The organism is Heyndrickxia ginsengihumi, from assembly GCF_011008565.1.
In the GTDB taxonomy this organism is placed as follows: Bacteria; Bacillota; Bacilli; order Bacillales; family Bacillaceae_C; genus Weizmannia; species Weizmannia ginsengihumi.
Genome location: NZ_JAAIWK010000006.1, coordinates 46,059 through 59,840, shown reverse-complemented (window position 1 = coordinate 59,840; position 13,782 = coordinate 46,059). Strand labels below are relative to the sequence as shown.

Below are 13,782 nucleotides of genomic sequence, written 5' to 3'. Positions count from 1 at the left end.
ATGAAAAAAATTATTGTAGCTTGTGGATCAGGTGTCGCTACTTCACAAACTGTTGCATCAAAAATTAAAAAACTACTAGATGAGAGAAAAGTAAAAGCCGAAGTGGAAGCAGTTGATATTAAATCAATTCGTACGTATATCAAACAGGCAGATGTGTATGTTGCTATTACAAAGCCGAAAGAAACGTACCCGATTCCGGTAGTTGATGGTATTGCCTTTTTAACTGGGATAGGTATGGAACGAGAATTGCAGAAACTGATTGATGCAGTGACAAAAAAATAAGGGGGAGACAACATGGATGTACTGCAAACGGTTGTCAATTACGTGCTAAATTTAGGTGCGGCTGTTTTTGTTCCATTTATTATGCTTGTAATTGGGCTCATTGTCCGTATGAAGGCAAAAGATGCAATTAGTGCTGCCATCACTTTAGGGATTGCTTTTACAGGAATGAGTCTCGTTGTCAGTTTTATGTTAGACTCTATCAGTCCGGCTGCGCAAGCATTTGCACATCGAACAGGAATTAATTTGACAGCAATTGATGGAGGATGGACCAGCATGGCGTCCATCACTTGGGCTTGGCCACTTGCATTCCTAATGTTCCCAATCACAATCGGTGTAAATGCTCTATTACTTCTGCTTGGGTGGACAAAAACATTGAATGTTGATATGTGGAATGTATGGGGAAAAATTTTTACAGCTGTATTAGTTAATTATATATCTGGAAATATTTATTTAGCTTTTGCTGTTGCGATTCTTCAAATTGTCATTGAATTAAAAATTGGTGATATTTGGGGGAAACATGTTGAAAACTTAACAGGAATCCCTGGTGTTACTGTCCCACACCATATGACAATATTAGCTTCGTTACTTTATCCAATTAATAGATTATTAGATTTCTTTCCGATATTTAATAGAAAAATGGATGCAGATGCACTTAAAGAAAAAATTGGAATTTTTGCTGAAAACCATATTATGGGGGGAATTATCGGATTTTTATTAGGTTTGGTTGCAGGATATGGATTTTCAGGATCATTAATATTAGCCGTTAAAGCAGCAGCGGCTATGACATTATTCCCAATGGTTTCAAAGCTGTTTATGCAAGCGCTGTCTCCAATATCTGATGGCGTATCAGAATTTATGCGCAAACATTTTGGGGATCGAGATATTTTTATAGGGCTCGATTGGCCAATTCTTGCCGGCAGAAATGAGATCTGGGTAACAGCCATTTTACTTGTACCGTTCGAATTATTATTTGCATTGATTTTGCCAGGGAATGATGTTCTACCATTTGCCGGCATTATCAACCTTTCGTTTGTTGTTGCCGGCTTGCTTTTAACAGGAGGAAATTTATTGCGTATGCTGGTGCTGGGCATTATTAGCACACCGCTGTTCCTTTATGTCGCAACATATTTTACACCGGCTATTACAGACTTGGCAAAGACAACAAAGGTAGTAAAGGTAGCGGATGGTACAGCACTTACATGGAGTACAATTGAGAACGCAGATTTTCGCTTTATATTTAGTCAAGCGGCGAACGGAAATATTCTCGGCATTATTGGCGCGATCATTTGGCTTGCAATATTTGTATGGTTCTACAAAGCAAAGTCTAAGGAATTAAAAGAGGCAGAAATTGATACGAAATAGCTTGATTTCTATAGAATCGAGATGATTGGGATGAAAAGTAAATGGTTTTGGATATTTATGTTGTTACTGGCAGTATGTTTAATGGTCATTGGATTTATAACACAAGATATTCGCATGTGGATAGTAGCACTTGCAATCGGTTTGCTTATTCGTTATCAAGCGCATGATATATTATTTGGGAAATATGAAAAACGATTGCAGGTGAAAAGAGAAGCGTATGAAAAAATGCGGCGAAAAAAACAGCAAAAAGAGAACAGCGATCCTTCATTATAAAATGAAAATAGAAAAAACTGCTATTGATAGTTAGATGAATCAATAGCAGTTTTTTTGTATTTACGCAAGTGTATTTCGAAATCTATTATTTAATCGAACGATAGTTTGTAATCATCTGCTTTAATCATTTTTAATTTTCTAGAAAATAGGTAAATAAGTCCAATATTTAATAAAAATGGAAGAATGAAGAAAGTACTAAGCATTACTGCGATATTTTTTACAGACCATCCGCCTGAAGCTAAGTGAATATAATTTAATGGTCCGACTAAACCTGATAATCCAAAGCCAGCGCTGTAAGGCGTACCTTTAATATTTAATAGGCCAGCGAGAGCTCCGAGGATAGCTGCAGTAATTAACATAGGGACGGCAATTTTTGGCTTCATAAAAAAGTTTCTCATTTGAATCTTCGGTGAACCTAACACATGTGCTAAGGCAGTCCCAAGCGAATTGGCTTTATAACTGGCAATTGCTAATCCTACGCCTGCAGCACAAATTCCGAGATTAGCTGCACCTGATCCAATACCTGAAAGCATGATCACCGTAGCCACCCCAACTGTCGAGATCGGCGAAAGAATAATGACACAAAAGATAACAGAGATGATAGCCCCCATTACAATCGGTTGTAAGGCTGTTACATGTGAAACAACAATCCCTATAAATCCTGTACCAGTTCTAACAAATGGCAAAATTGAATAACCGATTAAACCGGGTATTAAAATACTTAATGTCGGCATTAATAGTGTAGAGTAAGATTTTAAACGGTTTCCAATTAGCTTAATAAATAATACTGTTAGGGCAGTGGTAATTCCTGTATTGATAACGATTCCAATACCGTTCAGAGCAAATAATCCATCGGCGGTCTTTTGAATATTCCCGCTTCCTACCATAGCAGCTATCCCTAAACTTGCTATTTGGATAGGAGTAAATTTAAAAGTGATTCCAACCATTACTCCGATCATAACCGGCAATAAACTCATTACAATGACGGTAATATCTAATATGGGCTTTAAAATTGGAAAATGTGGTATTAATAGTTTGAGCACTTCTCCAAGGAGAGCATTAGGGATTAATGACGCGACAATGCCAATACTCATTCCTGTTAACAACTTGTTGAAGAATTCTTTCATTTCGTTGGCTCCTATCTTCTATTTTGTGAAGATTATATTAAACATTCAGAAAATAGTCAACAATTTTTTTAATGCTTTACCGCAAACATGTAAAAAAGTGACGATTCATTTAAGTTGGCCCGGTTTTATGAATAAGATATAATTTTTAAAATGAGATAAAAGTTTAGTTTCTATGAAACTACATAGGAAGGTTTAAATATTTTCAATTTGTAAATCATAGTCATTTGTTAGTGAAAAACACGACCTTCGTGAAAGGGCTAGAAATTATGCTAGCAGGGAAAGTATATTTATGCTAAAAAAAGGAGTGATTGAAATGGGTTCATTAGATGGAAAGATTGCAATTGTAACAGGGGCTTCACGTGGCATTGGCCGTGTGATCGCTTTGAAATTGGCGTCACTTGGTGTCCAAGTTGTTGTTAATTATAGCCAGAGCAGTGATAAGGCAAATGAGGTTGTCGCACAGATTGAGGAACAAGGCGGGGCTGCGATTGCCATTCAAGCAGATATCGGCCGCATTTCAGAAATTGAAAAGTTATTTTCAGAAACGATAAACCGGTTTGGAAAAGTTGATATATTAATCAATAATGCAGGACGTATTCTTTATAAAGCGATAGCAGATGTAACCGAAGAAGAATTTGATACGTTATTTGCTGTGAATGTAAAGGGTACTTATTTTGCAATACAGCAGGCGATGAAATATATGGAAAACGGTGGACGCATTATTAATTTTTCTACATCTGTAAACGGTCAAATGTTCCCGACTTACAGCGTTTATTCTGGAACGAAAGGGGCAGTCGAACAGTTCACAAGACAATTAGCAAAAGAGTTTGGTCCAAAGCAAATTACGATCAATACTGTTGCCCCTGGTCCAGTAAATACTGAGTTGTTCAGCGCCGATAAAACTCCAGAACAGATAGAGGCACTTAGTAAGATGAATGCCTTTGGAAGAATAGGTGAACCTGAAGACATCGCTAATGTTGTCGCATTACTTGTAAGTGAACAGTCGCAATGGATTACTGGTCAAACGATTCGCGTGAATGGTGGCTTCATCTAATATAAATATGTTTTTCTTCTTATTAGTATAATTTTGCTATGTGCAGATGATGTGAAAAATTAATATCACAATGAATACAAGAGCTAGAAATAATAACCGTTGGAAATTCGTCGTCGATTCAGTTAAAATAGATCTTATGAGTATGAGTAAGTTTGAAGAGAGAGGGTTATGAATGAATAAAGAATCCATTTACGGATTGACAATAGATGAATTAGCGGCATGGATGATCGAGCACGGTCAGAAGAAGTTTCGAGCACAACAAGTATGGGAATGGTTGTACAAGAAGCGTGTTACACATTTTGAGGAAATGAGTAATGTGAATAAAGAATGCCTTCAATTATTGGATGAGCATTTTTATATTCATACGTTGAAGCAAGTAGTTAAACAAGAGTCAAAAGACGGCACTATTAAATTTTTATTCCGATTAAAAGATGGCAATTTAATTGAAACGGTACTAATGAGACAACATTATGGTTTATCCGTATGTGTTACAACCCAGGTTGGCTGTAATATTGGCTGTTCTTTCTGTGCAAGTGGATTATTAAGAAAGAATCGTGATTTAGTGAGCGGTGAGATTGTTGAACAAGTCATGTATGTTCAAAAACATTTAGATGAAGTTGGAAAAGACGAACGGGTAAGCCATATTGTTGTAATGGGGATTGGTGAACCATTTGATAACTTCGAAAATCTTGTGAAGTTTTTAAGAGTGGTGAATTCACCAAAAGGACTTGCTATTGGTGCAAGACATATTACAGTATCGACAAGTGGACTTGCTCATAAAATATATGAGTTCGCTGATCTTGACTTACAAGTGAATTTAGCAATCTCTTTACATGCGCCAAATAATGAGCTTAGAACAAAAATTATGAAGATCAACCGGGCATTCCCATTAGAAAAATTAATGCCTGCGATTGATTATTATTTAGAAAAAACGAATCGAAGAATTACATTCGAATATATTTTATTAAAGGATGTAAACGATCATAAAGAAGAAGCATTGCAACTTGCGAAATTGCTTCAAAATAAACGTCATTTAACTTATGTAAATTTAATTCCATATAATCCTGTAAATGAGCATATTCAATATGAAAGAAGCGAGCAAGCATCAATTATGGAATTTTATGATACGTTGAAAAAGAACGGAATCAATTGTGTTGTTCGTCAGGAACATGGAACAGATATTGATGCAGCATGTGGTCAGCTGCGCAGTAAACAGATTAAAAAAGCTAACTAAAAAAATAAGAAGGAGCTTGGATGCCAAGCTCCTTCTTATTTTTTGCACTTTACCAAACAAATAGTCCAACAATCATGGCGCTTAATAAAGATACAGCCATTCCACTCACTAATAGCTTCCACACATTTTTACCAATAATCCCGGAACTTTCTTCGCCAAAAATAGATTCATATGTGCCATAGATCATACCTACAGTACTAAAGTTAGCAAATGAAGTTAAAAACGTTACAGCAACGGCAGTAGTATGTGGTGCCATCGTTTTTAGATGTGTTTTTAAATCCATCATCGCAACAAATTCGTTTGTCGATATTTTAATTCCCATCAATGAAGCAACGTACATTGCATCGTGACCACCTAAACCGAGCAAGAAAGCAAATGGGCTAAAAATAATGCCAAATATTTTTTGTATTGTTAATCCATGAACAATAAAGCCTAAAATTCCATTTAAGCATGTTGTTATCGCAACATAACCAATAACCATGGCTAAAATGACGATGACCATCTTGATACCAACGAGCATACTGTTTGAAATAGTTGAAAAGAAGTCTTTCTTTTCTTCTTTTGGTGGAACATACACAATATCTTCTTCTTTGCTAATTTCAACAGGGTTTAAAATACTTGCGATGAGCAGTGCGTTTAAACAGTTTAAAGGAATAGCAGCAAATACATAGTCAGCAGGGACCATCGTTAAGTATGAACCAATGATGGAACCGCTAATGCTGCTCATACTCATAATTCCGAAAGTAAGCAGACGATTGCCTTTTAGTACTTTCAATTGCTGACGGATGACGGCAAGCGCCTCAGTATTGCCAAGAAACATCATTTGAATCGAGAAAAAGCTTTCTAATTTAGGCAAACCAGAAACTTTTGAAATTACCCAGCCCACTTTGTCAATAATCCAAGTCATAATGCCAAAGTAAGATAAGATATCGAAAAAAGTAACGATAAAGATGATAGGCATTAAAGCACTAAAAAAGAAATCAACTTGTTGATTCGCCATGACAGAAGGGAAGGCAAATGAAATTCCTGCATCTGCACACGAAACTAGCCATTTAAAAAAGGAGGCAATTTTATTAATAGTCCATGTTCCTACTGGTGTTGCAAGCATAAACCACGTTATTAGTAATTCAACGATAAAAAGACTAAGAATAGAACGCCATTTCACTTTTCTTTTTGCAGGTGAGCAAAGAAAGACAAGACCGCTAACGATGAGCACACCTAATATATTTAATATAAAATACATGTCATCTACTCCTACATTCATTTTTTCATAAATAAGAAACCCTTATTTTTCCATACCTTCAGTCTCGAGACAGAAAGCATGAAAAAATAAGGGTTTCATGAAATGAGATGAATTTCCTAATGGACATTCACTACTTCTATTCTTATCTTTTCATACTTCCTTGTAGTCTGACATTTTAACGGCTGTCAGGTAGAGACTATCAGGCCATGTAACTGATATTATACAAGGATAGTTATTTATGATCATTTTTTCTTTGGATAATGATCATTTTATACTAATAGATAAACTGAAACAATGCATAAATACAATGTTATAATATTGTTATTTATCCCAAAAGTAAAATAAATTACAAATTTAAATAATATACAAAAATAATGATTATAAAAGATTTAAAAACAGTGTTTTTAGAAAAGGACATTAAAAAAAGTCTTTCTCATTGTAAAAGAAAGACTAAGCGGATGTTATTAAGCACTGATTTCTTGGGTGCTCGATTGTTCACTTTTATGAGAGAAATAACTGTGTAAAATCATGCCAACCATAATGACGAACATTCCACCCCAAGACAAAAGCGATGGAAGCGGAGCAGAAAGCAGTACTAATTCACCAATAACAGAAAATAATACTTCCATAGATTGCGTCGCTTCAACAGCAGCAAGCTTCTGCATATTTCCTTTAACTAAATCAGTTGCTCTAAAAAATAGTACAGTGGCAATCACCCCTGAACAAATGGCAACGATAAAAGATTGAAAGGTTTGTTGCCTACTCGGTGCTCCTGTAGTAAATAGACCGTATAAAGACAATAGCAGCCAAAATGGTAAGCTCGCTAACGTCATCCCAAGTACACGTTGAAAAGTATCTAAGCGTTCACCGCACAAATCCATCATTTTACGATTGCCAAGTGGATAGGCAAAGGAAGCAATGATAACAGGCAATACTCCAAGTATGACATTTTGTATAGATAGGTGATTTGCTTGTTCGAGCTGGATAATGACAATACCTAGCACAATAATAACAGACATGAACAATCCTCTAATTGGCAATCTTTCTCGAACTTGTATTGGTCCATTCGTAGTTACAATTGTTTTTGAGAAAAAGGGGACGAGCAATGAACCAGATATGATTGTAATTTGCCAAGTACCTGCTATAAGCCATCCTGGGGCAAATGTAGCAGCAAAACATAAAGGTGCATAAAAAAGTACGAATCCTACAAAGCTCCAACATAACCAGGACAAAGGTTTCTCTTTCATAATCTTTAATAAAGCCAAGAAATTTTTTCTGGAGATCACGATAAGAATAAGAAATGGAACCATAAATATATATCTTAAAGATGCACTCCAAATCCAACTTCCTCCTGATAATTCCATTGCCCGATTAAGAATAAAAGTAAATGCGAAGAAGAAGGCAGCACAAATTCCTAAAAGTATTGGACGCAAGTGTTATTCACCTCGATTCATTTGTTATGTAAAAAGGCTTTCAAAAATGTTTTTATTAGTAAGGCGGCATTATTGTTTGTGAATCAATGATGATTGATTGAACCTGTTCAATGCTTGAAATCTTTCCCGAATTTGGGCTTTCGTTGATATCTAAAAGCAGTTTATGAAACATCTGATCTTTTGCAATTAAATTTTTTCATCTTTTATAAGAAGTTGCTTGAACAGAAAGAGCGAGACCCTCATATGAATGGGAACCTGCATGTGTGAAGACGTCGAAGCGGCTTCGCATTCGCCCGCAGGAAGCGAGCATCCTGGAGCGAAATTCAACTACTCCTTATGAAACCAGTGTTTATAGAACCAATATAACGTATTTATTTCGTAATTTCAAAAATAATTTTAAGATTCTGTATATATAATGAACTTTATATATTTTTCATCATCATGTTGAACAATTGCAAGACGATAAATGAATATGAAAGCGTGTTCATTTAGCGGATGGCGATTGATATACTAATAACAAACAAGGGGGATCTAATATGTATCTTGATGAGAGGAGTAATTTGCTATTACAAGAAGTCATAGGCAATCCTGAAATTTCACATGCAAGTTTAGAAGAGAAATATCAGCTCAGCAGAAGACAAGTAGGCTATAGCTTCAAAAAAGTCAACGATTGGCTAAGCGAAAATAATTATCCGACTATTAAAAGAACAAAGAGCGGCAAGTTTATAGTAAACCCAATCCTAATTGAATTGTTTGCGGAAAAAGTAGATATTTCAACTAGGAACTATATTCTATCAGAGAGAGAAAGGTCACAGTTTATTTTACTTATGATTTTAAGCAGTGATGAACAATTGTCGTTGTATCATTTTACATCGGCATTAAATGTAAGCAAAAATACAGTATTAAGGGATATAAAGTATGCCCAAAACATCGTTCACAAATATGATCTCGAAATTGTTTATTCAAGATTAAATGGATATGATCTTTCAGGGAATGAATGGAATGTTCGCAAACTTATGATTGATATATTGCATTCCATTTTCATTATCCATCATGACGAAGGGTATATTCACCATTTAACAGATTTATCGAAATATGAAATTGCCAATTGTAAACAGCGACTTGAGGAAGTTGAAAATCGTTTAGCACTAAAGTTTAGCGATGAGCGGATCAAAATACTCCCCTATGTTATTGCAATTTTATTAAAAAGAATAAGTAAAGGAAAATGGATTACCGATTCTTATCATATTGACTATGAGGAGCTCTCAGATACGAAAGAATTTGAGGCAACAGAGATCTTGATTCAAAACGTAGAACGTATTCCTAAAGTAGAGCGTTTATTTATCACACTCCAATTACTTACAGCAAATACATTGGAGGCCAACTTTTTAACTAAAAATGAACTTTCACACTTCATAGATGCACTGAGAGCAAGCTTGGATTTGTTTGAAAAAATAGCATGTGTCTATTTATTGGATAAAGAAAGCTTGTTAAAACGATTAATTTTGCACATGAAACCAGCTTATTATCGGATTAAGTATCACTTAACAACTGAGTATTCAATGCTTGAAAAAGTTCTCGATGAATTTAAGCCGATTCACTACATTGTGAAAGATTCAATAAAACCATTAGAAGAATATATAGGAACGAAAATACCTGAAAATGAAATGAGGTTTATTTCAATCATTATTGGGAGTCATTTAATTAATCATAGTGAGAGGATCCAGAAAAAGAAAAAAGCTGTAGTCGTATGCCCTAATGGGATTTCTATTTCTAACTTAATGGAAAGTAGTTTGAAAGAGTTATTCCCAGAATTATATTTTTATCGTGTTATGTCCATTAGAGAATTTGAAAAGAAAAATTTAGATATTGATATTGTATTTTCTCCAGTTCCACTTCAAACAGATAAGCAGCTATTTCTTGTAGATCGTTTTATTGCAGATTTTGATAAGTTTCAATTAAGGCAAAGGGTAATAAAAGAACTGTTTAACTTAAATTCCCCCATTATCAATGTAAATGAAATTATTCATATTGTTGAGAAATATTCAAAGATAGAGGAAAAGCAGCAACTAATAGGTGCCTTAGAAAATTATTTTTCAGTTCAAGAAACAACCAATTTGGAAAAAAAGCAAAACTATCATTTATCTGACTTAATCACCCCTGAGAGAATCGTTTTCAGAGACACAATTACCAGCTGGGAGGAAGCTATTAAAGCGGCATCTGAACCATTATTACATGGAGGATGTATTACAGAACATTATATTCAAAAAATGATCCAACAATATCCAGCCATTTCTCCTCACATTGTATTACGAATGAACATCGCTATTCCGCATGCCAGTCCAGAAGATGGAGTGAACAAAATCGGAATGAGTTTATTAAAAATTAATGATGGTATCTTATTAGATGATCGTCAAAGAGTACATGTTATTGTCGTCATAGCTGCCGTTGATAAAAACGAGCATTTTCAAGCATTAATGCAGCTTATGAAGCTGGCAGAAAGTTCGAAAGATATCGAGAAGATCATTCAGATGGAAGAAAAGGATGAAGTTCATAGACTTATTAATTATTATTCTCACTAATTTACTTTCATCGTGTTTTACGGAGGGATTTTAATGTCTTTAGAGGATTTTTTAGATGATGATTTCATTAAAATTGGTCTTGATTGTGTTAATCAGGATCAATTATTTCAAACATTATATCAGGAAGCATATTCAAAAGGCTATGTTAGCAAACAATTTTTAGAAAAAATAAAAGAAAGAGAGGAGAGTTTTCCTACAGGACTAAGTATAAATAATTATAATGTTGCAATTCCCCACACAGATCCAGAATATGTCTTTAAACAATTTATTGCCATTACGACGTTAAAAAGACCGATCCCATTTCAATTAATGGACGATCGTTCTAAAAAGGTAAATGTAAAAATTGTCATCCTTTTAGGTTTAAATGAGCCACATGATCAATTGAACGTTCTTCAACAGCTTATCCAAATGATACAGGATGAGAAAAAAATAGAACAAATTGCTTCTTCCACATCTGTTAAAGAAATACGTCATCTATTTATTCAATAATAAAAAATATGAGGAGTGTTGAAAATGAAAAAATATACGATTATCGTAGCATGCGGAGCTGGAATTGCAACGTCAACAGTAGTTTGTGAAAGAGTGGAAAAATTATTAAAAGAAAATAATGTGAATGCTGAAGTAGTGCAATGTAAAATTTCTGAAGTCGCATCTCGTCAAGAAGGAGCAGATTTAATTATTTCTACTACCATTTTACCGACAACATATAACATACCTTCTTTAATAGCTACATCCTATATTACTGGCATAGGGATGGAAGCTTTAGATAAAAAAATTCTTGCGCATCTTAAATAATTAGCTGCTCTCGTTCATTTGAAAAACTTAAAAGTGTCAATTGGAGGTAAAGTATGGATAAATTATTATCTTCTATACAGTATGTACTAAATCTGGGACCCACTGTTATTTTACCAATCGCGATCATCATTATCGGAGTTATTTTTAGAACAGGGTTTAAGAAAGCGCTTAAATCAGGTATTACAATCGGCATTGGCTTTGTCGGTATTAATTTAGTAATTGGTTTATTAGTAGATAACTTAGGTCCTGCTGCACAAAAAATGGTGGAGAGATTTGGACTGCATTTAACAGTGATTGATACTGGATGGCCTTCTGCTGCGGCATTGTCATGGGCATCACCAGTTGCAGCTATATTAATACCAATTTGTTTAATCGTTAACATTCTACTAATCTTATTGAAATTAACTAAAACACTCGATATTGATATTTGGAATTACTGGCATTTTATTGCTGCCGGAGCAACCGGATATATTATCACGGGAAGCTGGTGGTTTGCGATATTGTGCGCAATCATTTATGAAGTTGCAGTGTTGTTCGTCGCAGATAAAACAGCTCCTATGGTTCAAAAATTTTATGGATTAGAAGGGATTTCCCTGCCGACAGGTTCTACAGCAGCATTTGGACCTATCGGGATGCTTGTTGGTTGGTTAGTTGCAAAGATTCCAGGTATTAGAAAACTGCATGCTGATCCAGAAAGTATTCAAAAGCGTTTTGGCATTTTCGGGGAGCCGATGATGATGGGAATCATTTTAGGACTCATTATTGGGATATTAGCTGGCTATGATGTTGGGAAAGTTTTGCAAATTGGCATCTCAATGGGGGCTGTTATGTTGCTCATGCCCCGAATGGTAAAAATTTTGATGGAGGGCTTAATTCCGATTTCAGAAGCTGCTAGAACTTTTCTCCAAAAACGTTATGGCGATCGGGAGCTTTATATCGGATTAGATGCAGCATTATCTGTTGGGCACCCTTCTGTAATGGCAACTGCACTATTACTTGTTCCAATTACATTATTTTTAGCAGTCATTTTACCCGGCAATAAAGTATTACCTTTTGGTGATTTATCAACGATCCCGTTTTATATTGCATTCGTTGTTGGCTCGCGGAAAGGGAATATTATTCATTCATTAATAGCGGGTACGATCATGATTGCGTTAGCACTTTATATGGCAACAGATTTTGCAACAGTTCATACTGCTATGATGTCAGGTGCTAAATTCAATATGCCAAAAGGGGCAACACAAATTTCTAGTTTAGATCTAGGCGGGAATTTATTCAATTGGCTTATTTTAAAGTTTGCAGAAATATGTCATGCCATTTTCTAATTTAAAACAAATTAGGAGGAAACATATGAAGGCAGCTGTTTTATATGAAAAAAATCATATTGTATATAAGGATATGGAAATAAGAAAATGTCAACCAGATGAAGTAAAGGTAAAAGTAATGGCAGCGGGTATTTGCGGATCAGATACACATAAAATGATCCAAAAATGGAAATATGACTTACCGGCAATAATGGGGCATGAATTTTCAGGCTATGTTGTAGAAAAAGGGAGTAAAGTAACAGATGTGAATATTGGTGAACGTGTTGTCGGTATTCCATTTTTACCATGTCGTAAATGCGAATATTGTTTGCGGGGACAATATTCATTATGTGATCATTACGGAATGATTGGCTCGAAATCATATGGTGCGTTTGCTGAATTTGTCAACATAAAGGCTACAAATATATTATCAATAGGGAATATGGATTTCGAAGATGCTGCAATGATTGAACCATCGGCTGTGGCGCTTCATGGGGTACTAAATATAAGACCGCAAATAGGTGATGTAGTTGCTGTATTTGGTGTTGGAACGATAGGAATGTTAGTCATTCAATGGCTAAAGATTGCTGGTGTTAAAGAAATCATTGCAATTGATATATCAGATAAAAAATTACAGGACGCAGTTAAAATTGGCTGTGAAAAGGTGATTAATCCGTTAAAAGAAGACTTAGTGGCGAAAATTCACCAATATACAAATGAAATGGGGGTTGATATTGCCCTTGAGTGTGCTGGCTCAAAAGTTACTCAGGAGCAATGTTTATTAGTGACTCGGAAACAAGGAAAGGTAGGGTACTTAGGAATTGCATACTCGGATGTGACACTTTCAGAAAAAGCGTTCGAAAATATTTTTAGAAAGGAACTGATATTAAAGGGGTTTTGGAATTGTTATTCATCACCTTTTCCCGGGAAAGAATGGTCGAATACGATCGAATTTGCTAAGGCAGGAAAAATTAAGTTAAAAGACTTTATTTCTCATAGATTTGCATTAAGGGATACACAATATGCTTTCAATATGATGATCGAACGTCAAGAGGAGTACAACAAAGTAATGATAATTCCAAACAAGGAGTGA

At 35.1% G+C, this 13,782-nt stretch carries 13 protein-coding genes and 1 riboswitch; of the genes, 10 read left to right on the top strand and 3 right to left on the bottom strand.

Annotated elements, in window-relative coordinates; translation table 11 throughout:
• The 3 genes from G4D61_RS05890 to G4D61_RS05880 are packed head-to-tail and all read left to right on the top strand — an operon-like array spanning position 1 to position 1,917.
• Positions 1-282: a PTS sugar transporter subunit IIB gene (locus G4D61_RS05890; RefSeq protein WP_025730024.1), complete on the top strand. Its 282-nt coding sequence runs from the start codon at positions 1-3 to the stop codon at positions 280-282.
• 12 nt (positions 283-294) lie between these two features.
• Positions 295-1,644: a PTS galactitol transporter subunit IIC gene (locus tag G4D61_RS05885; RefSeq protein WP_163173469.1), complete on the top strand. Its 1,350-nt coding sequence runs from the start codon at positions 295-297 to the stop codon at positions 1,642-1,644.
• A gap of 30 nt (positions 1,645-1,674) precedes the next feature.
• Positions 1,675-1,917, top strand: coding sequence for a hypothetical protein (locus tag G4D61_RS05880; RefSeq protein WP_025730021.1), 243 nt, complete (start codon positions 1,675-1,677; stop codon positions 1,915-1,917).
• An 89-nt stretch (positions 1,918-2,006) separates the two neighbouring features.
• Here the strand turns inward: G4D61_RS05880 and G4D61_RS05875 are convergent, their stop codons facing one another.
• The gene (locus G4D61_RS05875; protein WP_163173467.1) at positions 2,007-3,044 is read right to left on the bottom strand and encodes a PTS sugar transporter subunit IIC; all 1,038 of its coding nucleotides are present in this window, start codon (positions 3,042-3,044) and stop codon (positions 2,007-2,009) included.
• Positions 3,045-3,357: 313 nt separating this feature from the next.
• On the opposite strand from G4D61_RS05875, the gene G4D61_RS05870 reads away from it, so the two are divergent.
• Positions 3,358-4,098, top strand: a complete 741-nt coding sequence (locus G4D61_RS05870) for an SDR family oxidoreductase (RefSeq protein WP_163173465.1) — start codon at positions 3,358-3,360, stop codon at positions 4,096-4,098.
• 172 nt (positions 4,099-4,270) lie between these two features.
• Entirely contained in the window at positions 4,271-5,332 is a 1,062-nt protein-coding gene (gene rlmN / locus G4D61_RS05865) for a dual-specificity RNA methyltransferase RlmN (protein WP_163173463.1), read from the top strand.
• A gap of 49 nt (positions 5,333-5,381) precedes the next feature.
• Here rlmN and G4D61_RS05860 read toward each other — a convergent pair whose 3' ends face one another.
• Complete coding sequence (locus G4D61_RS05860) at positions 5,382-6,575, bottom strand: purine nucleoside transport protein NupG (RefSeq protein WP_025731612.1); 1,194 nt, start codon at positions 6,573-6,575, stop codon at positions 5,382-5,384.
• 143 nt (positions 6,576-6,718) lie between these two features.
• Positions 6,719-6,821, bottom strand: a riboswitch (purine riboswitch).
• A 218-nt stretch (positions 6,822-7,039) separates the two neighbouring features.
• Positions 7,040-8,008, bottom strand: a complete 969-nt coding sequence (locus G4D61_RS05855; RefSeq protein WP_025731611.1) for a DMT family transporter — start codon at positions 8,006-8,008, stop codon at positions 7,040-7,042.
• A gap of 536 nt (positions 8,009-8,544) precedes the next feature.
• Between G4D61_RS05855 and G4D61_RS05850 the strand changes: the two genes are divergently transcribed.
• The 5 genes from G4D61_RS05850 to G4D61_RS05830 are packed head-to-tail and all read left to right on the top strand — an operon-like array spanning position 8,545 to position 13,782.
• Complete coding sequence (locus tag G4D61_RS05850) at positions 8,545-10,590, top strand: BglG family transcription antiterminator (protein ID WP_025731610.1); 2,046 nt, start codon at positions 8,545-8,547, stop codon at positions 10,588-10,590.
• Between the two features lie 33 nt (positions 10,591-10,623).
• Positions 10,624-11,079 carry a PTS sugar transporter subunit IIA gene (locus G4D61_RS05845; RefSeq protein WP_025731609.1) on the top strand — a complete coding sequence of 152 codons (456 nt, stop codon included), beginning with the start codon at positions 10,624-10,626 and terminating at the stop codon, positions 11,077-11,079.
• A gap of 24 nt (positions 11,080-11,103) precedes the next feature.
• Positions 11,104-11,385, top strand: coding sequence for a PTS sugar transporter subunit IIB (locus tag G4D61_RS05840; protein WP_025731608.1), 282 nt, complete (start codon positions 11,104-11,106; stop codon positions 11,383-11,385).
• A 53-nt stretch (positions 11,386-11,438) separates the two neighbouring features.
• Positions 11,439-12,710, top strand: coding sequence for a PTS galactitol transporter subunit IIC (locus tag G4D61_RS05835; RefSeq protein ID WP_163173461.1), 1,272 nt, complete (start codon positions 11,439-11,441; stop codon positions 12,708-12,710).
• 25 nt (positions 12,711-12,735) lie between these two features.
• The gene (locus tag G4D61_RS05830; RefSeq protein WP_025731606.1) at positions 12,736-13,782 is read left to right on the top strand and encodes a galactitol-1-phosphate 5-dehydrogenase; all 1,047 of its coding nucleotides are present in this window, start codon (positions 12,736-12,738) and stop codon (positions 13,780-13,782) included.

Bases quoted from the DNA above. Each gene is read 5' to 3' on its own strand.
- G4D61_RS05860 (WP_025731612.1), bottom strand. From the start codon at position 6,575: ATGTATTTTATATTAAATATATTAGGTGTGCTCATCGTTAGCGGTCTT.
- G4D61_RS05830 (WP_025731606.1), top strand. From the start codon at position 12,736: ATGAAGGCAGCTGTTTTATATGAAAAAAATCATATTGTATATAAGGAT.
- rlmN (WP_163173463.1), top strand. From the start codon at position 4,271: ATGAATAAAGAATCCATTTACGGATTGACAATAGATGAATTAGCGGCA.
- G4D61_RS05845 (WP_025731609.1), top strand. From the start codon at position 10,624: ATGTCTTTAGAGGATTTTTTAGATGATGATTTCATTAAAATTGGTCTT.
- G4D61_RS05890 (WP_025730024.1), top strand. From the start codon at position 1: ATGAAAAAAATTATTGTAGCTTGTGGATCAGGTGTCGCTACTTCACAA.
- G4D61_RS05885 (WP_163173469.1), top strand. From the start codon at position 295: ATGGATGTACTGCAAACGGTTGTCAATTACGTGCTAAATTTAGGTGCG.
- G4D61_RS05850 (WP_025731610.1), top strand. From the start codon at position 8,545: ATGTATCTTGATGAGAGGAGTAATTTGCTATTACAAGAAGTCATAGGC.
- G4D61_RS05840 (WP_025731608.1), top strand. From the start codon at position 11,104: ATGAAAAAATATACGATTATCGTAGCATGCGGAGCTGGAATTGCAACG.
- G4D61_RS05870 (WP_163173465.1), top strand. From the start codon at position 3,358: ATGGGTTCATTAGATGGAAAGATTGCAATTGTAACAGGGGCTTCACGT.
- G4D61_RS05880 (WP_025730021.1), top strand. From the start codon at position 1,675: ATGAAAAGTAAATGGTTTTGGATATTTATGTTGTTACTGGCAGTATGT.
- G4D61_RS05875 (WP_163173467.1), bottom strand. From the start codon at position 3,044: ATGAAAGAATTCTTCAACAAGTTGTTAACAGGAATGAGTATTGGCATT.
- G4D61_RS05835 (WP_163173461.1), top strand. From the start codon at position 11,439: ATGGATAAATTATTATCTTCTATACAGTATGTACTAAATCTGGGACCC.